The 18,013-nt window shown below is 68.6% G+C and carries 19 protein-coding genes and 1 pseudogene; 14 read left to right on the top strand and 6 right to left on the bottom strand.

Features of this window, described 5'->3' with window-relative positions:
- The first annotated feature begins 11 nt into the window (after positions 1-11).
- Both VL129_RS13860 and VL129_RS13855 read left to right on the top strand, forming a co-directional pair.
- Complete coding sequence (locus tag VL129_RS13860; protein WP_325413659.1) at positions 12-2,459, top strand: acyl-CoA dehydrogenase; 2,448 nt, start codon at positions 12-14, stop codon at positions 2,457-2,459.
- A gap of 69 nt (positions 2,460-2,528) precedes the next feature.
- Positions 2,529-2,936, top strand: coding sequence for a PA2817 family protein (locus VL129_RS13855; RefSeq protein WP_325413658.1), 408 nt, complete (start codon positions 2,529-2,531; stop codon positions 2,934-2,936).
- A gap of 84 nt (positions 2,937-3,020) precedes the next feature.
- Here VL129_RS13855 and VL129_RS13850 read toward each other — a convergent pair whose 3' ends face one another.
- Positions 3,021-3,956, bottom strand: a complete 936-nt coding sequence (locus tag VL129_RS13850) for a MerR family transcriptional regulator (protein ID WP_325413657.1) — start codon at positions 3,954-3,956, stop codon at positions 3,021-3,023.
- A gap of 143 nt (positions 3,957-4,099) precedes the next feature.
- Here VL129_RS13850 and VL129_RS13845 point away from each other — a divergent pair, with 143 nt between their 5' ends.
- The 3 genes and pseudogenes from VL129_RS13845 (at position 4,100) to VL129_RS17210 (ending at position 6,108) form a co-directional block, all read left to right on the top strand.
- Complete coding sequence (locus VL129_RS13845; RefSeq protein WP_325413655.1) at positions 4,100-4,552, top strand: PAS domain-containing protein; 453 nt, start codon at positions 4,100-4,102, stop codon at positions 4,550-4,552.
- Positions 4,553-4,779: 227 nt separating this feature from the next.
- Positions 4,780-5,562: pseudogene (locus VL129_RS17215) on the top strand (PAS domain-containing protein); the annotation flags it as partial.
- Positions 5,557-6,108 carry a methyl-accepting chemotaxis protein gene (locus tag VL129_RS17210; protein WP_414705208.1) on the top strand — a complete coding sequence of 184 codons (552 nt, stop codon included), beginning with the start codon at positions 5,557-5,559 and terminating at the stop codon, positions 6,106-6,108. The pseudogene VL129_RS17215 and the gene VL129_RS17210, both read left to right, overlap by 6 nt.
- Before the next feature lie 24 nt (positions 6,109-6,132).
- Here the strand turns inward: VL129_RS17210 and VL129_RS13835 are convergent, their stop codons facing one another.
- Genes VL129_RS13835 through VL129_RS13825 form a run of 3 tightly spaced genes read right to left on the bottom strand, consistent with a single transcriptional unit; the run spans position 6,133 to position 8,383 of the window.
- Complete coding sequence (locus VL129_RS13835) at positions 6,133-6,891, bottom strand: EAL domain-containing protein (protein WP_325413651.1); 759 nt, start codon at positions 6,889-6,891, stop codon at positions 6,133-6,135.
- Positions 6,892-6,942: 51 nt separating this feature from the next.
- Positions 6,943-7,851: a GGDEF domain-containing protein gene (locus VL129_RS13830; RefSeq protein WP_325413649.1), complete on the bottom strand. Its 909-nt coding sequence runs from the start codon at positions 7,849-7,851 to the stop codon at positions 6,943-6,945.
- A complete protein-coding gene (locus VL129_RS13825) occupies positions 7,838-8,383 on the bottom strand; it encodes a lipocalin family protein (RefSeq protein WP_325413647.1) in 546 nt (181 codons plus the stop codon). Before VL129_RS13825 ends, VL129_RS13830 begins: the two co-directional genes overlap by 14 nt.
- A gap of 136 nt (positions 8,384-8,519) precedes the next feature.
- Between VL129_RS13825 and VL129_RS13820 the strand changes: the two genes are divergently transcribed.
- From VL129_RS13820 to VL129_RS13780, 9 genes are read left to right on the top strand one after another with little or no spacing between them, the layout of a single operon-like run.
- Positions 8,520-9,476 carry a YbgA family protein gene (locus VL129_RS13820; protein ID WP_325413646.1) on the top strand — a complete coding sequence of 319 codons (957 nt, stop codon included), beginning with the start codon at positions 8,520-8,522 and terminating at the stop codon, positions 9,474-9,476.
- A gap of 2 nt (positions 9,477-9,478) precedes the next feature.
- Positions 9,479-10,396 carry a MerR family transcriptional regulator gene (locus VL129_RS13815; protein ID WP_325413644.1) on the top strand — a complete coding sequence of 306 codons (918 nt, stop codon included), beginning with the start codon at positions 9,479-9,481 and terminating at the stop codon, positions 10,394-10,396.
- A complete protein-coding gene (phrB, locus tag VL129_RS13810) occupies positions 10,384-11,823 on the top strand; it encodes a deoxyribodipyrimidine photo-lyase (RefSeq protein ID WP_325413641.1) in 1,440 nt (479 codons plus the stop codon). The genes VL129_RS13815 and phrB overlap by 13 nt, the downstream gene beginning before the upstream one ends.
- Positions 11,816-12,241, top strand: coding sequence for a nuclear transport factor 2 family protein (locus VL129_RS13805; RefSeq protein WP_325413639.1), 426 nt, complete (start codon positions 11,816-11,818; stop codon positions 12,239-12,241). The genes phrB and VL129_RS13805 overlap by 8 nt, the downstream gene beginning before the upstream one ends.
- A complete protein-coding gene (locus VL129_RS13800; RefSeq protein WP_325413637.1) occupies positions 12,238-13,011 on the top strand; it encodes an SDR family NAD(P)-dependent oxidoreductase in 774 nt (257 codons plus the stop codon). The genes VL129_RS13805 and VL129_RS13800 overlap by 4 nt, the downstream gene beginning before the upstream one ends.
- A complete protein-coding gene (locus VL129_RS13795; RefSeq protein ID WP_325413635.1) occupies positions 13,008-14,255 on the top strand; it encodes an NAD(P)/FAD-dependent oxidoreductase in 1,248 nt (415 codons plus the stop codon). The genes VL129_RS13800 and VL129_RS13795 overlap by 4 nt, the downstream gene beginning before the upstream one ends.
- The gene (locus VL129_RS13790; RefSeq protein ID WP_325413633.1) at positions 14,252-15,040 is read left to right on the top strand and encodes a DUF1365 domain-containing protein; all 789 of its coding nucleotides are present in this window, start codon (positions 14,252-14,254) and stop codon (positions 15,038-15,040) included. The genes VL129_RS13795 and VL129_RS13790 overlap by 4 nt, the downstream gene beginning before the upstream one ends.
- Positions 15,027-16,295, top strand: a complete 1,269-nt coding sequence (locus VL129_RS13785) for a cyclopropane-fatty-acyl-phospholipid synthase family protein (protein WP_325413631.1) — start codon at positions 15,027-15,029, stop codon at positions 16,293-16,295. The genes VL129_RS13790 and VL129_RS13785 overlap by 14 nt, the downstream gene beginning before the upstream one ends.
- Before the next feature lie 7 nt (positions 16,296-16,302).
- Positions 16,303-16,812 (top strand): DUF2878 domain-containing protein, encoded by a 510-nt coding sequence (locus VL129_RS13780; RefSeq protein WP_325413695.1) that lies wholly within the window; start codon positions 16,303-16,305, stop codon positions 16,810-16,812.
- A gap of 11 nt (positions 16,813-16,823) precedes the next feature.
- On the opposite strand, the gene VL129_RS13775 is transcribed toward VL129_RS13780, so the two are convergent.
- Both VL129_RS13775 and VL129_RS13770 read right to left on the bottom strand, forming a co-directional pair.
- Complete coding sequence (locus VL129_RS13775; protein ID WP_414705206.1) at positions 16,824-17,378, bottom strand: lipocalin family protein; 555 nt, start codon at positions 17,376-17,378, stop codon at positions 16,824-16,826.
- 313 nt (positions 17,379-17,691) lie between these two features.
- Positions 17,692-18,013, bottom strand: a 322-nt coding sequence (locus VL129_RS13770) for an FAD-binding protein (protein WP_325413629.1), incomplete at its 5' end; no start/stop codon positions are given.

The following is an 18,013-nucleotide window of genomic DNA, read 5'->3' as shown; positions in this document are numbered from 1 at the left end:
GGAGGACACCCATGCTCGCCGCCTGGCTACTCGTGCTGCTGTTCGGCATTCTGCTGCTCGCCCACCTGCGCCTGTCGGCGCTGACCAGCCTGATCATCGTGGCCGTGTACCTGGTCGCCATGACGCTCACCGAGGTCGCCCCCGGCGGGCTGATGCTGATCCTCGCGCTGCTCTGGCTGGCGGTGGCCCTGCCGGTGCTGATGCCCGACCTGCGCCGGCGGCGCATCGCCGCACCCGCGTTGCAGTGGTTCCGCGGCGTGCTGCCGCCCATGTCGGACACCGAACGCGACGCCATCGAGGCCGGCACCGTCTGGTGGGACGGCCAGCTGTTCAGCGGCCGCCCGGACTGGAACCAGCTGCTGGCCGTGCCCGCGCCGCTCCTGACCGCCGAGGAGCAGGCCTTCGTCGACGGCCCCACCGAACAGCTGTGCGCCATGGTCAGCGACTGGGACATCGGCCAGCGCATGGACCTGCCGCCGGAAGCTTGGGCCTTCATCAAGGAACAGGGCTTCTTCGGCCTGATCATCCCGCGCGAATACGGCGGCAAGGGCTTCTCCGCCCTCGCCCACTCGCAGATTGTCATGAAGCTGGCCACCCGCAGCGCCGACCTGGCCTCCACGGTGATGGTGCCCAACTCCCTCGGCCCGGCCGAGCTGCTGCTGCACTACGGCACCGATGAGCAGCGCCAGCGCTACCTGCCGCGCCTGGCGCGTGGCGAGGAAATCCCCTGCTTCGCCCTCACCGGCCCGCTGGCCGGCTCCGACGCCGGCGCCATGCCCGACAGCGGCGTCATCTGCCGGGGCGAGTGGCAGGGCGAAGAGGTCCTGGGCCTGCGCCTGAACTGGGAGAAGCGCTACATCACCCTCGGCCCGGTGGCCACCCTGCTCGGCCTGGCCTTCAAGGCCTACGACCCGGATCACCTGCTGGGCGAGCAGGAGGAGCTGGGCATCACCCTGGCGCTGATTCCCACCGACCTGCCGGGCATCGACATCGGCAAACGCCACCTGCCGCTGGGCGCGGCCTTCATGAACGGCCCGAACGCCGGCAAGGACGTGTTCGTGCCGCTGGAGGCGATCATCGGCGGGCCGGCCATGCTCGGCAAAGGCTGGATGATGCTGATGAACTGCCTGTCGGTGGGCCGCTCCATCTCGCTGCCGGCGGTGGGCACCAGCGCGGCGAAGACCTGCGCCTACGCCAGCGGCCGCTACGCGCGCATCCGCGAACAGTTCAACGTGCCGCTCTCCGCCTTCGAGGGTATCCAGGCACCGCTGGGACGCCTGGCCGGCAACGCCTGGCTGATGGACGCGGCGCGGGTGCTCACCGCCCGCGCCGTGGATCTGGGCGAGAAGCCCTCGGTGCTCTCCGCCGTGCTCAAGTACCACCTCACCGAACGCGGCCGCGAGTGCATCGCCCACGCCATGGACATCCACGGCGGCAAGGGCATCATCATGGGCCCCAACAACTACCTGGCCCGCGCCTGGCAGGGCGCGCCGATCTTCATCACCGTGGAAGGCGCCAACATCCTCTCGCGCAACCTGATGATCTTCGGCCAGGGCGCCATCCGCAGCCATCCGTACGTCCTGAAGGAGATGGAACTGGCCGCCGCCGAGGACAGCGACGCCACCCTGGAGGCCTTCGACCGGGTGCTGCTGGAGCACACCGGTTTCGCCGTCAGCAATGCCGCCAGCAGCCTGCTGCTCGGCATCAGCGGCGGCCTGTTCAGCGCCGCGCCGGGACACGGCGTCAGTCGCCGCTATTTCCGCCACCTCAACCGCCTGGCGGCCGCCTTCGCGCTGATGGCCGACACCTCCATGCTGCTGCTCGGCGGCAGCCTCAAGCGCCGCGAACGTCTGTCGGCCCGCCTGGGTGACGTGCTCAGCTACCTGTATCTGGGCTCGGCGGCGCTCAAGCGCTTCCACGACCTGGGCCACCCCAGGGAACAGGAACCGCTGCTGTGCTGGGCGCTGGAAGAATCGCTGCGCTGCGCCGAAACCGCGCTGACGGAACTGCTGGACAACTTCCCCAACCGGCCGCTGGCCATGCTGTTGCGGGTACTGGTGTTCCCCCTCGGCCTGCGCCATAAGGGACCGTCGGATGCCCTGGAGGCCCAGCTGGCGGCGATGCTCGATGCACCGCTGGCCGACCCGATCCTGTCGCGACTGCTGGACGGCGTCTACCTGCCGGAGGATGAGTCGCAGGCGCTGGGCGCGCTGGAGTTCGCCTGGCGCCATGTGCAATCCAGCGCGGCGATCGGCAAGGTGCTGCAACGTGCCGTGCGCGAAGGCCAGCTGCATCCGGCCTGGGGCGGCGACCTGCTGGAGACCGCCGTGGCCGACGGTGTGCTCAACGAGGCCCAGGCGCAGGCCCTGCGCGAGGCGGAAACGGCGCGCCGGCGAGTGATCGATGTGGACGCCTTCAGCCCGGAGGCCCTGCAACCCAGCGAAGGCAAGGTGCGCTGACCGGCGTGTTTTTCAAGGTACGGCGCGGTGGGGGTATACTCCCGCGCCCTTTTGACAGACAGGTTTCCCATGGCCACTTCCTACCTCGACCACAACCTGGCCCTGCTCGCCCATCTGCGCAGCATCCTGGTCGCCCTCGGCGAGGCCGAACAGATTCCCGACGACAGCCATGCGCTGTTCCTCGAACGCTTCGACGATCTGCTGCAATCCCTGCCGAACGTGCCCGAAGACCGCCCGCTGGGCCAGGACCTGATCTGCCAGGTGTTTCACCGCTACCCGCAGGTGGCGCACCTGGTGCCGCGCGACCTGCTGTGGTTCTTCGGCGGTGATTGCCTGCACTACATGCCTGACGAGGAAATCGCCCTGTACCAGGAGCTGGACGAGCGCCGCTACGCCGCCGAGGAAGCCGGCGAGCCGTTCGACTGGAATATGGAAAAGCAGTTGCTGGCGCTGCCCGAAAACAGCCCCAAGCACTGAGCGGCGGCGCCACCTGTCTCCCCTCTCCCTTGACGGGAGAGGGGGCGGGGGAGAGGGTGACAGGCTCCCGCAACCCAACCCGTCTCAGGTATCCAGATGGCCGGCCAGGAACTGGGCCAGCCGGCGCTGCATCAGCGGCCCCGGCGTACCCAGGCAGGCGATGGGCGTGCCGGCCAGGCTGTCGCGCCCCAGCTCGGATCCTTCGCCACACAGCGCCAGCGGGCAATCCAGCGCCAGCACCAGCCTGCTCAGTTGGCGGCGCAGCGCCTCGTCCGGCGGCAGCGTGGCATACAGCACCAGCGCACGCGGCCGCACGGCCTGGCAGACCAGACTCAACTCGTCCAACGGCTGACCAAGCGGCAGCAGGCGCACGGCGCCCGCATCGCCATTGAGCAACAGGCCGGCAACCAGCAGCTCCAGCTCGCGGCACTGGCCGGGCAGCGCGGCCATCAGCAGCGCCTGCTCACCCGGCCGATGCGCCAGTTGCAGGCGCTGCAGCACCCGGGCGCGCAGGAAAGCGTCGAGGAACAGCCAGCGACTGGTCTGCCCGAACGCCTCGCCATGCGCCAGCTCGCGCCACAGTGGCAGCAGGATGTCCTCGAAGACCACCGACAGCGGGTAGGTGGAGAACACCTGGCCATACAGCTGCTCCAGACGTGGCTCGTCGAAGTCGGCCAGCGCCTCGCGCACGCGCGCCTGCCACTCACCCCACTCCCCGGCCCGGGGCTCGGCCACTGCCGCCGCCTGGGCCCGGCTGTTCGCGCCGCGCTCCAGCAGTTGCGCGACCTTGCTGACCGCCACGCCACGCTCGGTCCAGGTGATGATGCTGCGGATCGCCTCGACGTCGGCCTGTGAATACAGGCGATGCCCCCCCTCGGTGCGCAGCGGCTGGATCAGCCCGTAACGGCGCTCCCAGGCGCGCAGGGTGACCGGATTGACGCCGGTGAGGCGCACCACCTCGCGGATCGGCAGCAACTGCGCTTCGGAGTCGGGCGTGATGGCGTTGGAGAGTTCGTTCATGGCGGAACCGGGACGGGTCGGATGCGCGGCATTCTAACAAAGGCGTCAGCGGGGAAACCGTTGCTAACAACCCGATGTGGGTAGAGGGTTTCTTCCTTGGGTGGTTGCTCTAGAATGCCGCGAAAACCTGCGGAACCCGCCCCATGATCAACGCCAAACTGCTCCAGCTGGTCATCGAAGCCTCCAATGACGGCATCGTGGTTGCCGAACAGGAAGGCGATGACAACATCCTCATCTATGCCAACCCGGCCTTCGAGCGCCTGACCGGCTACGCGGTGGACGACATCCTCTATCAGGACTGCCGCTTCCTGCAGTCCGGCGACCGCGATCAGCCGGGCCTGCAGGTGATCCGCGAGGCGATCCGCGCCAACCAGCCGTGCCGGCAGATCATTCGCAACTACCGCAAGGATGGCACGCCGTTCTGGAACGAGCTGTCGATCACCCCGGTGTTCAACGAGGCCGACCAGCTCACCTATTTCATCGGCATCCAGAAGGACGTCAGCGTCGAGGTCGAGGCTTCCGAGCGGGTACGCCAGCTGGAAGCCGAAGTCGCCGACCTGAAACAGCAGCTGGCCGAGCTGCGCCAGCGTTCCTGATCTCCCTGCCTCGGCGCGCATCCGCGCGCCGACCTCCCGCCTTCCTGTACAAGTTTTCCGCGCCCTGGGCCAATTCCTGCTGCCCATGTGGCCTATAGCCATTTCCTGCTTGTACATGTACAGCTTTTTGTATAACTTTTGACGCATTCACAGGTGGAGCGTCCTTTTCCGCCCGCGCGTGCGGTTCGGCGTTCATCCGCACCCCTTCCTCAATCAGGAGTCATGCGATGTTCATGCGTAACCGCACCCTGCAACAGGCCCTGCACGCCAGCCAGACACAACAGGCCGAGCTGGCCGCGGAACGCACCGCCGTCCACGAGGCACTCGCCATCGTCACGCTGAGCCCGAACGGCGACATCCTGGACGCCAATCCGCGCTTTCTGAAAGCACTCGGCTACGCGCCAGGCGCGCTGCGCGACCGCCCACTGCGTAGCCTGCTGCATCCGACCTACGCGCAGGGCCAGGACTTCCTTCGGCTATGGCAGGAGGTGCGCCAGGGCCGCCGTGCTGACGCCCTGCTGCCCTACCAGAGCCGCGACGGCCAGCCCCGCTGGCTGGACGCCCGCCATGTGGCGCTGCGCGACGAAGACGGCCGGGTGCAGCGCATCCTGCAACTGGCCAGCGATGTCACCGCGCGCACCCGCCAGGCACAGTCGGCCAGCAACGTGCTGCAGGCCGCCAACCGCTCCATGGCCATCATCGAATTCGACCTGCACGGCCAGGTGGTGGACGCCAACGCCAACTTCCTGCAACTGATGGGCTATCGCCTGGACGCCCTGCGCGGCCAGCACCATCGGCTGTTCTGCGAAGCCGAGGAGGTGCAGAGCGAGGCCTACCGCACCTTCTGGAGCCGGCTGCAGCGCGGCGAATTCCAGTCCGGGCTGTTCCGCCGCCGCGACAGCCGGGGCGCCACCGTGTGGCTGCAGGCCACCTACAACCCGCTCTACGACGAGCACGGCCAGCTGTACGGGGTGATCAAGTTCGCCAGCGACCTGACCCGTCAGGTGGAACAACGCCAGGCCGAATCCCAGGCGGCGCGCCTGGCCTTCGAGACGTCCCGGCAGACCGATCAGCACGCCCGTGAGGGTGCTGGCGTGGTGCAGCAGACCGTCGGCGTGGTGCAGAGCATCGCCGACGAACTGCAACAGGTGGCGCGCAGCATCGCGGCGCTGAGCCAGCAGTCCGAGGAGATCGGCAGCATTGTCGATGCCATTCGCGGCATCGCCGAACAGACCAACCTGCTGGCCCTCAACGCGGCCATCGAAGCGGCCCGCGCCGGTGCCCAGGGCCGCGGCTTCGCCGTGGTGGCCGATGAGGTGCGCAACCTGGCGCGGCGCACCAGTGAGGCGACGGTGGCCATCGGCGAGGTGGTCAACAAGAACCGCGAGCTGGCCAGGCAGGCGGTGAGCAGCATGCAGGCCGGCACCCAGAAGGCCGAACAGGGCGTGGGCCTGGCCAACCAGGCCGGTACGGTGATCCTCGATATCCAGCACGGCGCCCAGAAGGTCGTCGACGCGGTCGGCCAGTTCGCCCAGACCCTCGATCAGCGCCAGTGACCCGGCGCTGATCTCTGGCCGGCGTCAGAACGCCGGCCAGTTCACCTCCGGCAGCGCCTCGAAGGCCGGCCGGGCAAACAGGTAACCCTGGAACAGATGAATGCCCAGCGCCTGCAGCTGGCGCAGCTCACCGGGGGTTTCGATGCCTTCGGCAATCACCTCGATATCCAGCACCCGGCACACGCCGAGAATCCCCTGCACGATGGCCTGGCGCACCGGGTCGGTATCGATGCCCCGCATCAGCGCCATGTCCAGCTTGATGATGTCCGGCTGGAACTCGGCCAGCAGGTTGAGCCCGGAATAGCCGGCGCCGAAGTCATCGATGGCGGTCATGAATCTCTGCCGCTGGTACTCCTCGATGATGTCCTTCAGGTGGGCCTTGTCCACCAGCTGCTCGCTCTCGGTGATCTCGAAGATGATCCGCTCGGTGGGGAAGCCGAAGCGCCGCGCCGCCGCCAGGGTGGCGCGAATGCAGGTGGCGGCCTGGTAGACCGCGTTGGGCAGGAAATTGATGCTCAGCCGGCAGGGCATGCCCAGCCGGGCGGCCAGCTCGACGGCCTTGACCCGGCAGGCCTGGTCGAAGGCGTAGCGGTTCTGCTCGTTGACCCGGGCGAGCACGCTGGCCGCCCCGCTGCCGTCGGTGCCGCGCACCAGCGCCTCGTAGGCGTACAGGCTGCGGTCACGCAGGTCGATGATGGGCTGGAAGGCCATGCTGAAATCGAAATCCAGGGCCTGGCCGTCCCGGCAGGACGCGCAGGGAGGAATGGATGGCTGTTCGCTCATGCGATGAGAGTCCGAAGGGTGGTAGGAAGAAAGGGAAAAACGGGCCGCAGCTCAGTCCGTCGACCAGACGCATTGCCGGGCACGGCCCTGGCGCTTGGCCGCGTACAGCGCCTGGTCGGCGTGGCGCAGCAGCGTGGTAATGGCGTCGCCGGGCTGGCGGCTGTACAGGCCGGCGCTGAAGTTGATGCGCAGCCCGGGCGCGGAGAAGCGCAGTGACTGGCAGGCCTCGCGCAGGCGATCGAGCAAGCGGCTGGCGCCGTCGCAGTCGCTTTCCGGCAGCACCAGCAGGAACTCCTCCCCGCCGATGCGCCCGGCACAGTCACTGTCCCGGGACAGGGTCTTGAGCAGGCGGGCGAAGGCCACCAGCACCTCGTCGCCGACCACATGGCCGTGGCGGTCGTTGACCCCCTTGAAGTCGTCCAGGTCGATCATCGCCACCACCAGCGGCCGCTGGTAGCGGTTCGCCGCGCGCAACAGCCGCTGCAGCACCTCCAGGATGCGCCGGCGGTTGTACAGGCCGGTCAGGCTGTCGGCCGCGGCCATGCGCGCCAGCACCCGGTTGCGTTCCTGCAGTTCGCGCTCGCGCGCCTTGCGGGCCGCGATATCGACCAGCACGACCAGCACCCGCGCGGCGTCATCGAGCCGGCAGGCCTCGATCAGCATCGCCCGGGTACGCCCCTGCCCGTCCAGCAGCACGCATTCGCCCTGCAGCACCCCGCCCTCTTCGAGCAGGTGCCGATGGCCGCGCACCAGTGCCGTACGCATGCCATGTGGCAGCAGCGGGCCGAAGGCCTCGCCGAGCAGGTGTTCGGGGCGATAACCCAGGGAGCCGAGCAGCCCCGGGCTGACCTGCACGATGCAGCCCTGGGCGTCGAGCACACACATGGCCAGCGGCGCGGCGGCAACGAAGTGCTCCAGCGTGGGCAGCGGCAACGCCGCCAGGCCGTCAGGCGTCGTCACGGTCGTGCTCGACCCAGATCAGCTGCGAGACATCGATGCCCAGCTCGGCCGCCTGCGCCAGCAGACGCTCGCGCACGCCCGCCGGCAGCTGCTTGTCGCGGGCCAGGATCCACAGGTAGTCGCGGTCCGGCCCCATCACCATGGCCCAGCGGTAGTCCTGCTGATCCAGCGCCACCAGGTGATAGCCGCCATAGAACGGCCCGAAGAAGGACACCTTCAGCGAGCCGACATCCTGCGCGCCGATGAAGCGTGCCGTGCCAACCGCCTCCTGCCAGCGGCCCCGTTTCTCGTCATAGCCGCGGTTGATGACCTCGACGCTGCCATCCGGGCGCTGGCGGTAACGGGCGTGCACGTTGCTCAGGCCCCGCTCGAAGGAATGATCCAGGCGGGCGATTTCGTACCAGGTCCCCATATAGCGCGGCAGCTCGAACGGACTGACCACGGCAACGCCTTTGGGCGGCGCATAAGAACAGCCGACCAGACCGAGCAGCGGAAGCAGCAGCAAGGCGGCAAGCGCGGAGCGAACAAGCATGGCGTTCTCCTGGGAAAGCCGAGCGGCGAAAACTGTACAACAAAGTTATACAAGAAGTTTGACATGTACAACAAAAACCTTATGCTGAGATCAAATCTGTACAAGTCACGCCACGCTGTACATGTATGAGGTTCCCATGACCACGTCCCTCGGCACTCTCAAGATCGGCATCAGCGCCTGCCTGCTCGGCCAGCCGGTGCGCTTCAACGGCGGGCACAAGGAGTCGCGCCTGTGCAGCGAAGTACTGGCGCGCCATTTCCAGTTCGTACCGGTATGTCCGGAAGTGGCGATCGGCCTGGGCACCCCGCGCCAGGCGATTCGCCTGGTGGGCGAGCCTGAGCAGCCCCGCGCGGTGGGCTCGCGGAATGCGTCCCTGGATGTCAGTGACGCGCTGGGTGCCTATGGCCGGCAGGTGGCCGCCGAGGCGGACGAGTTGTGCGGCTTCATCCTCATGCAGAAGTCGCCGTCCTGCGGCATGGAGCGGGTCAAGGTCTACCGCGACGACGGCCAGCCGGCTCCCGGCACCGGGCGCGGGCTGTTCGCCGCCGCGCTGATGGAGGCCCGCCCGGACCTGCCGGTGGAAGAAGACGGCCGCCTCAACGACCCGGTGCTGCGGGAAAACTTCATCACCCGCGTGTACGTCTACGCCGCCTGGCAGCGCCTGCTGCGCAGCGGACTAAGCCGCCGGGCGCTGTACGACTTCCACGCCCGTTACAAATACCAGTTGATGGCCACCAGCCGCGCGCAGTACCGGGATCTCGGCCGGATGCTGGCGGAAAACCACGAGCCGCTGGACACCTTCGCGCCGCGCTATTTCAGCGCCCTGATGACGGCGCTGCGCCGACCCGCCAGCCGGGGCAGCCACAGCAACGTGTTGCAACACCTGAGCGGCTACCTCAAGCGCAGCCTGAACGCCCATGACCGCGAGGAGCTGCAGCAGCTGATCGAGCGCTACCGCCAGGGACAGATCCCGCTGGTGGTGCCGCTGACCCTGCTCAAGCACCACCTGCGCCATCACCCGGATGGCTACCTGGCGGACCAGGCCTACCTGCAGCCGCATCCCGAAGACCTCAGCCTGCGTAACGCCCTGTGACCATGCACGAGAACCCTGACTTCCCGGGAACCGCTCCCGACCTGCTGCCGATCCGCGACGTGGCCCGGCTGACCGGCGTCAACCCGGTCACCCTGCGCGCCTGGGAGCGCCGCTACGGGCTGATCCTGCCGCAGCGCACGCCCAAGGGGCACCGGCTGTATTCCCATGCGCAGGTCGAGCAGATCCGCGAGGTGCTCGGCTGGCTGGAGCGTGGCGTGGCGGTCGGCCAGGTCAAGAGCCTGCTCGAAGAACAGCGCCCCGCCACGGCAACGGAGGACACCTCCTGGCAGGAGCGGCGCAACCAGCTGCACAGCTGCATCGAAGCGCTGGCCGAGCGCGCCCTGGACGACTGCTTCAACCGCGCCATGGCGCTCTACCCCGCCACTACCCTGTGCCGGCACCTGCTGCTGCCGCTGCTCGATGGCCTGCGTCGGCGCTGGCGCCAGCCGGCCGCGCAGCTGGAACGGGTGTTCTTCCTGTCCTGGCTGCGCAGCAAGCTGGGCGCACGTCTGTACCACTGCAACCGTCAGCATGGCGGCGCGCCGCTGCTGCTGCTCAACCTGGGCGAGCAGCCCATGGAGCCGGACCTGTGGTTATGCGCCTGGCTGGCCAGCGACGCCGAATGCCCGGTGCAGGTGCTCGATTGGCCGGTGCCGCCGCCGCAGCTGGCGGTCGCGGTGCGCCAGCTGAACCCCCGCGCGGTGCTGCTGTATGGCGACCAGCCGCTGGGCATGCCCCGTCTGCGGCAACTGCTGACTGACGTGCCCTGCCCCCGGCTGCTCTGCGGTCCGGCCGTGGCCGTTCACCAGGATGCCCTGCACGCGCTGGCTGACCTGCACCTGGCGGGCGATCCGCTGGAGGCCCTGGGGCAACTGCAGCACCTGGGTCTGCTCGGTGGAGGTGCGTCATGCGCCAGCTGATCTGGCTGCGCGGCGACCTGCGCGTGCACGACAACCGCGCCCTGCATACCGCTATGGCAGCCGGACCGACGCTGGCCGTCTACCTCATCACTCCTGGCCAGTGGCGCGCCCATGACGATGCGCCCTGCAAGGTGGATTTCTGGCTGCGCAACCTGGCGGAACTGCGGGCGCAGCTGCACGCGCTCAACGTGCCGCTGCTGATCCGCCACGCCGAGCACTGGGCTGCCGCACCCGCCGTGCTGGCCGAACTCTGCCAGGCCCATGGCATCGGCTGCGTGCAGGTGAATGACGAGTACGGGTTGCACGAAACCGCCCGCGACCACGCCGTGGCCCACCGGCTGGCCGCGCTGGGCGTCGACTTCCAGCGCCATCTGGATCAGTTGCTGTTCCAGCCCGGCAGCCTGCTGACCCGCTCCGGCGGCTACTTCAAGGTGTTCAGCCAGTTCCGCAAGGTCGCCCATGCGCGCCTGCACGACGCCCTGCCCGACTGCTTGCCGCGCCCCCAAGCGCAGGCGCCGCTGGCGGTAGAAAGCGATCCGCTGCCCGACGCCGTGGCCGGTTTTGCACGGCCGGACGATGCGCTGCGCCAGTTGTGGCCCGCCGGTGAACGGCATGCCCTGGAACGCCTGGAGCGCTTCGTCGACGAGCACCTGGCCGACTACGACCGCTGCCGCGACCTGCCCGCCCTGCCCGGCACCAGTCAGCTGTCGCCGTACCTGGCGGCCGGCGTGCTGTCGCCCCGCCAGTGCCTGCACGCGGCGCTGCGCGCCAACCAGGGCGAATTCACCAGCGGCCAGCCGGGCGCGGTAGCCTGGATCAACGAGCTGCTCTGGCGCGAGTTCTACAAGCACGTGCTGGTCGGCTTTCCGCGCGTGTCACGGCACCGCGCCTTCCGCCCGGAAACCGAGGCGCTGCCCTGGCGCGACGCGCCGGACGAACTGGCCGCCTGGCAACAGGGGCGCACCGGCTTTCCGCTGATCGACGCGGCGATGCGCCAGCTCGCCGCCACCGGCTGGATGCACAACCGGCTGCGCATGCTGGTCGCCATGTTCCTCAGCAAGAACCTGCTGATCGACTGGCGCGCCGGCGAGCGCTTCTTCATGGGCCAACTGGTCGATGGCGACCTGGCCGCCAATAACGGCGGCTGGCAATGGAGCGCCTCCACCGGCACCGACGCGGTGCCGTATTTCCGCCTGTTCAACCCGGTCAGCCAGTCGCGCCGCTTCGACCCGGAGGGGCGCTTCATCCGCCACTGGCTGCCGGAACTGGCGCACCTGGACAACCGCGCCATCCACGAACCCACCGCCCTCGGCGGCCTGTTTGGCGCACCGGATTATCCGCGTCCGCTGGTGGACCTGGCCGCCAGCCGCGCCCGGGCACTGGCCGCGTTCCGCGATCTGCCCTCAAGGGAGAGCGACCATGAGTGACTTCCTGCCCCGCTTCGCCGAGCGCTTCGCCGCCCTGGACGCCGACAGCCTCGACCGCCTGGCCGAGCTGTACAGCGAGGACATCCGCTTCCGCGACCCGCTGCACACGGTGCAGGGCCTGCCGGCGCTGCGCGACTACTTCGCCGCGCTGTACGCCAACGTCCGCGAGCTGCGCTTCGACTTCCACGGCTTCGAGCAGAGCGCCGACGGCACCGGCTACCTGCGCTGGACCATGCGCTACCGCCACCCGCGCCTGCGCGGCGGCGCGCCGATCGAGGTGGAAGGCTGCTCCTACCTGCGCTGGTCCCAGGGCCGCGTGTACCTGCACCGCGACTATTTCGACGCCGGGGCGCTGCTCTACGAGCACCTGCCGGTGCTCGGCACGCTGATCGGCTGGCTGAAACGGAGACTGGCATGACTACTTCACGACGTATCTGGCTGACCGGCGCCAGCAGCGGCATCGGCGCCGCGCTGGCCGAACAACTGCTGGCCCAGGGGCACCAATTGGCGCTCAGCGCCCGGCGCGTGGAGGCGCTGGAACAACTGGCGGCACGCTGGCCGGGACAAGTGCTGGTGGTGCCCGGTGACCTGGGCGATGCCCAGCAGGTGCAGGCCATCGGCGCACGCATCGCCGCGCAATGGGGTGCGCTGGACCAGGTGATCCTCAATGCCGGCACCTGCGAATACCTGGAGGTGCGCCGCTTCGAGGCGGCGCTGATCGAACGGGTGATGCGCGCCAACCTGCTGTCGGTCGCCTACTGCCTCGAAGCCGCGCTGCCGCTGCTGCGCCGGGGCGAGCGCCCGCATCTGGTCGCGGTGAGCAGCTCGGTGACCTACCTGGCCCTGCCGCGCGCCGAAGCCTACGGCGCCTCCAAGGCGGCGCTGCGCTACCTGTGCGAGTCGCTGCGCGTCGACCTGGCCGCCGAAGGCATCGACGTCACGCTGGTCAGCCCCGGTTTCGTCGACACGCCACTGACCCGCCAGAACGACTTCCCCATGCCGCTGCGCTGGCCGGTGGACAAGGCCGCCCGGCATATCGCCGCGCGCCTGGAACGCCGCCCGCTGGAGATCGCCTTCCCGGCGCCGTTCATCGCCACGCTGCGCCTGCTCGCCCTGTTACCCCAACGCCTGCAGCTTGCCCTGGGCAAGCGCATGGCCCGTTCCGCCACGGAAGATCGCACCCCATGAACATCGCTCTCATCGGCAGCGGCATCGCCGGCCTGACCGCCGCGCACCTGCTCAGCCGTCGCCACAGCGTCACCCTGTTCGAGGCCGACACCCGGCTCGGCGGCCACACCCACACCGTGGATGTCACGGTGGACGGCCGCCGCTACGCCATCGACACCGGGTTCATCGTCTACAACGACTGGACCTACCCGAACTTCATCCGCCTGCTGGACCAGCTCGGCGTGGCCTCGCGGCCGGCCGAGATGAGCTTCTCGGTGCGCGATCCGCGCAGCGACCTGGAATACAACGGCCACACCCTCAACAGCCTGTTCGCCCAGCGCCGCAACCTGCTGTCTCCGGACTTCTGGGGCATGCTGCGCGACATCCTGCGCTTCAACAAACAGGCGCTGCAGGACCTGGAACAGCAGCGCATCCCCACCGACATGACCCTCGGCGAGTACCTGGGCCGCAACGGCTACGGCGCGCGCTTCATCGACCATTACATCGTGCCGATGGGCTCGGCGATCTGGTCGATGTCGCTGGCCGCCATGCTGGACTTCCCGCTGCAGTTCTTCGTGCGCTTCTGCAAGAACCACGGGCTGCTGTCGGTCAACGACCGGCCGCAATGGCGGGTCATCGAAGGCGGCTCGCGCAGCTACCTTGAGCCGCTGAGCGCCGGCTTCGCCGAGGGCATCCGCCTGAACTGCCCGGTGCAGCGCGTCGAACGCGACGCCGAGGGCGTGACGGTGCACAGCGCCGCCGGCCGCGAGCGCTTCGACAAGGTGGTGTTCGCCTGCCACAGCGACCAGGCCCTGGCGCTGCTCGCCGACCCCAGCGACGCCGAACGCGAGATTCTCGGCGCGCTGCGCTACGCCGACAACGACGTGGTGCTGCACACCGACACCCGCCTGCTGCCGGCGCGCCGCCTGGCCTGGGCGAGCTGGAACTACCGCCTGGGCGGGCCGGCCGACCAGCCGGCCGCCGTCACCTACAACATGAACATCCTGCAGGGCATCGACAGCGACACCACCTTCTGCGTCAGCCTCAACCAGACCGCCGCCATCGACCCGGCGCGCATCCTCGCCCGCTTCAGCTACGCCCACCCGCAGTACAGCCTGGCCGGCCTGGCCGCCCAGGAGCGCTGGCGCGAGCTGCTCGGCGAGCGGCACAGCTACTACTGCGGCGCCTACTGGGCCAACGGCTTCCATGAGGACGGCGTGGTCAGCGCCCTGCGCGTGGCTGCGGCGTTCGGGGAGGCGCTGTGAACAGCGCGCTCTACCACGGCTGGGTCAGCCACCGGCGCTTCAGTCCGCGAGCGCATGCCTTTCGCTACCGCATCGGCATGCTCTACCTGGACCTCGACGAGCAGCAGCAGGTGCTCGGCCTGTCGCCGCTGGCCGGGCGCTCGCGCTTCGCGCCTTTCGCCTTCCGCGAAACCGATCACCTGCCCGAACACACCCGCCACGGCGAACGCCTGATCGACGCGGTGCGCGAGCGGGTCGAGGCGGCGCTCGGCCATCGCCCGCAGGGCCGCGTCTGCCTGCTCACCCAGCCGCGCAGCTGGGGCCTGTCGTTCAACCCGCTGAGCGTCTTCTTCTGCCACGAGGCCGACGGCAGCCTGGCGGCGATTCTCTGCGAGGTCAGCAATACGCCGTGGCGCGAACGCTACTACTACGTCCTCCCGGCCGGCGACGGCGAGCTGCGCCATCGCGTACCGAAGAGCTTCCACGTCTCGCCGTTCCTGCCCCGCGAGCTCGAGTACCGCATGCGCTTCTCGCTGCCGGGGGAGCACCTGCGCATTCACATGGCGGACTGGCTGGGCGAGGAAAAGCTCTTCGAGGCCGGCCTCGGCCTGCGCCGCGAACCCCTCGACCGCGCCAGCCTGCACCGCCACCTGCTGGCCTTCCCCTGGATGACCGGCAAGACCGTGCTGGGCATTTACTGGCAGGCGCTGCGCCTGCTGCTCAAGCGCACGCCGATCTTCGATCACCAACCCGCGCTCGGTGACCAGCGCACCGCCCGACAGGAGTCCCCCCATGAAAAGCCCTGACCTGACGTCCCCGCGCAGCGGCCTGCTGGCCAACGGCCTGGGGGCCGGCCTGCTGAAACGCGGCCTGCTGCGCCAACTCGACCAACTGCGCCACGGCCAGCTGACGCTGGTCGAGGCCGGCGAGCACCAGCTGTTCGGCCAACCCGACGCCAGCCTGCGGGCTGAAATCCAGGTGCACGACGCAGCGTTCTGGCCGATGGTGGCCGGCAACGGCTCGATCGGCGCAGGCGAAGCCTACATGCAGGGTTGCTGGAGCAGCCCGGATCTCACGGCGGTGATCCGCCTGTTCGTCGCCAACCTGGATGTGCTGGACGGCCTGGAGGGCGGCCTGGCGCGCCTCGGCCGACCGCTGCTGCACGGCCTGCACTGGCTGAACCGCAACACCCGCCAGGGCTCGCGCAAGAACATCGCCGCCCACTACGACCTCGGCAATGCGTTGTTCGAGCAACTGCTCGACCCGACCATGATGTACTCGGCGGCCATGTTCCGCAGTGCCGAGGACAGCCTGGAACAGGCGCAGCTCTACAAGCTGCAGCGCATCTGCGAGAAGCTCGACCTGCAGCCCGACGACCACCTGCTGGAGATCGGCACCGGCTGGGGCGGCATGGCGCTCTACGCCGCCAGCCACTATGGCTGCCGGGTGACCACCACCACCCTGTCGCGCGAGCAGTACGAGTACACCCGCCAGCGCATCGAGGCCCAGGGCCTGCAGGACCGCGTCACCCTGCTGCTCCAGGACTATCGTGACCTGGAGGGCCAGTACGACAAGCTGGTGTCCATCGAGATGATCGAGGCGGTCGGCCATCGCTACCTGCCGACCTACTTCCGCCAGTGCGAGCGGCTGCTCAAGGACGACGGGCTGATGCTGCTGCAGAGCATCACCATCCGCGACCAGCGCTACGAACAGGCCAAGCGATCGGTGGACTTCATCCAGCGCTACATCTTCCCGGGCGGCGCCCTGCCCTCGCTGCAGGTGCTGCTGGAAAACGTCGGCCGCGACACCGACCTCAACCTGCACCACATGGAGGACTTCGGCCTGCACTACGCGCGCACCCTGCGCCTGTGGCACGACAACCTGCGCCGCGCCCGCCATAACCTGGAACAGCGCGGCTACGACGAGCAGTTCTACCGGCTCTGGGAGTTCTACCTGTGCTACTGCGAGGGCGGCTTCCTGGAACGCAGCATCGGCGCGGCGCAGCTGCTGCTGGCCAAGCCCGGCGCGCGTCCCGAGCCGCTACTGGCGCGGGGCTTCTGACATGTCAATGACGCGTCTGCTGGTCAATGCCGGGCTGTTTCAGCTCGGCTGGTTCGCCTGTGTGCTGGGCGCGCAGCGGCCCTGGCTGCTGCTGGTCGCCGTCGCCTGCCTGCTGGTGCACCTGCTGTGGCTGGCGCCGACGCGCGACGAACCGCGCCTGGTGCTGCTGACCGCGCTGCTCGGCTGGCTGCTGGACAGCACGCTGCTCAACCTCGGACTGTTCGACTTCGGCGACGGGGCCAGTGTCGCGCCGCTGTGGCTGGCGCTGCTCTGGGCGCTGTTCGCCACCACCCTGCGCCATTGCCTGGCATGGACCGCGCGCCCCTGGTGGCGGGCCAGCCTGCTGGGCGCCATTGGCGGGCCACTGTCCTACCTGGCCGGCGCCGAGCTGGCCGGCGTCGGACTGGCGTGGGGATTGCTGCCGAGCCTGTTGGTGCTGGCGGGGGTGTGGGCGGTGGTGATGCCCTGGCTGCATGGACTGGCGCGGCTGCCGGTGGTGACCAACGCGGAGCGTTGACCACCCTGCGGTCAGGCGTCGTCGCGATTCTGTGGCACCCAGATCAGCTCCGAGACGTCGAAGCCCAGCAGCGCCGCCTGGCGTACCAGATACTCCTGGATCTTCGGGTCGAGGTACTTGTCGCGGGACAGGATCCATAGGTAATCCCGGTCCGCACCGGCCACCAGCGCCCAGCTGTAATTCACCTGATCCAGCGCCACCAGGTGATAGCCACCCGCGAAGGGGCCGAAGAAGGAGACCTTCAGCGAGCCGACGTTCTCCGAGCCGATGAATTGGGCTTCACCTTCCGCCTCTTCGTACTCGCCCTTGTTGTCGTTGTAGCCCCGGTTGATGACCTTCACTTCACCGTCCGGCCATTGGCTGTAGGTGGCGGTCACATTGGAAAGTCCCCGCTCGAAGCGGTGATCCAGACGGGCGATCTCGTACCACTTGCCCAGGTAACGCTCGATCTCGAACGGCGCGACCGGCGTGATGCCGTCGGGCGGCGAGGTGGAGCAGCCGGTCAGGCCGAGCAGTGCAACCAACAGCATTCCAACCAGCAGACTTCCCGAACGATGACGCGTCATGGGTGTTCTCCTTGGAGTGCGGCGGGGGCGCCGAAACCGGTAGACCATGCTGCGGTTGTCTGGTTGCGCGTGGGACCTTTCCAGCGCTTGGCGACCAGATAATGTGCTGACCGCCCACCCCCTCTCCCCGGCCCTCTCCCACGAGGGGAGAGGGAGTCTCCCGAGCGCAGCCAATGCATGGAGCGCTTTTCCCCTCTCCCTTGACGGGAGAGGGCCAGGGAGAGGGTGAACGGCGGCCACCGGATATGCCCTCGCCCACCCACAAAAAACCCGCTCCGGGGAGCGGGTTTCTTGTGTCACCGAACCAGTCGGATCAAACCAGCTTTTCCAGTTCCGGCACGACCTCGAACAGGTCGCCGACCAGACCGTAGTCGGCCACCTGGAAGATCGGGGCTTCTTCGTCCTTGTTGATCGCGACGATCACCTTGGAGTCCTTCATGCCCGCCAGGTGCTGGATGGCACCGGAGATGCCCACGGCGATGTACAGCTGCGGCGCGACGATCTTGCCGGTCTGGCCGACCTGCATGTCGTTCGGCACGAAGCCGGCGTCCACAGCGGCGCGCGAGGCGCCCACGGCCGCGCCGAGCTTGTCGGCCAGGCTGTAGAGCAGCTTGAAGTTGTCGCCGTTCTGCATG

The organism is Pseudomonas sp. (genome assembly GCF_035497915.1).
Lineage (GTDB): Bacteria > Pseudomonadota > Gammaproteobacteria > Pseudomonadales > Pseudomonadaceae > Serpens.
The sequence above is the reverse complement of the archived record's forward strand: the minus strand, read 5'-3'. Positions and strand labels throughout refer to the sequence as shown.

Excerpts from the sequence above, each read along its gene's own strand:
- VL129_RS13860 (WP_325413659.1), top strand. The coding sequence starts at position 12 with ATGCTCGCCGCCTGGCTACTCGTGCTGCTGTTCGGCATTCTGCTGCTC.
- VL129_RS13855 (WP_325413658.1), top strand. The coding sequence starts at position 2,529 with ATGGCCACTTCCTACCTCGACCACAACCTGGCCCTGCTCGCCCATCTG.
- VL129_RS13850 (WP_325413657.1), bottom strand. The coding sequence starts at position 3,956 with ATGAACGAACTCTCCAACGCCATCACGCCCGACTCCGAAGCGCAGTTG.
- VL129_RS13845 (WP_325413655.1), top strand. The coding sequence starts at position 4,100 with ATGATCAACGCCAAACTGCTCCAGCTGGTCATCGAAGCCTCCAATGAC.
- VL129_RS13835 (WP_325413651.1), bottom strand. The coding sequence starts at position 6,891 with ATGAGCGAACAGCCATCCATTCCTCCCTGCGCGTCCTGCCGGGACGGC.
- VL129_RS13825 (WP_325413647.1), bottom strand. The coding sequence starts at position 8,383 with ATGCTTGTTCGCTCCGCGCTTGCCGCCTTGCTGCTGCTTCCGCTGCTC.
- VL129_RS13820 (WP_325413646.1), top strand. The coding sequence starts at position 8,520 with ATGACCACGTCCCTCGGCACTCTCAAGATCGGCATCAGCGCCTGCCTG.
- VL129_RS13815 (WP_325413644.1), top strand. The coding sequence starts at position 9,479 with ATGCACGAGAACCCTGACTTCCCGGGAACCGCTCCCGACCTGCTGCCG.
- phrB (WP_325413641.1), top strand. The coding sequence starts at position 10,384 with ATGCGCCAGCTGATCTGGCTGCGCGGCGACCTGCGCGTGCACGACAAC.
- VL129_RS13805 (WP_325413639.1), top strand. The coding sequence starts at position 11,816 with ATGAGTGACTTCCTGCCCCGCTTCGCCGAGCGCTTCGCCGCCCTGGAC.
- VL129_RS13800 (WP_325413637.1), top strand. The coding sequence starts at position 12,238 with ATGACTACTTCACGACGTATCTGGCTGACCGGCGCCAGCAGCGGCATC.
- VL129_RS13795 (WP_325413635.1), top strand. The coding sequence starts at position 13,008 with ATGAACATCGCTCTCATCGGCAGCGGCATCGCCGGCCTGACCGCCGCG.
- VL129_RS13785 (WP_325413631.1), top strand. The coding sequence starts at position 15,027 with ATGAAAAGCCCTGACCTGACGTCCCCGCGCAGCGGCCTGCTGGCCAAC.
- VL129_RS13780 (WP_325413695.1), top strand. The coding sequence starts at position 16,303 with ATGACGCGTCTGCTGGTCAATGCCGGGCTGTTTCAGCTCGGCTGGTTC.
- VL129_RS13775 (WP_414705206.1), bottom strand. The coding sequence starts at position 17,378 with ATGACGCGTCATCGTTCGGGAAGTCTGCTGGTTGGAATGCTGTTGGTT.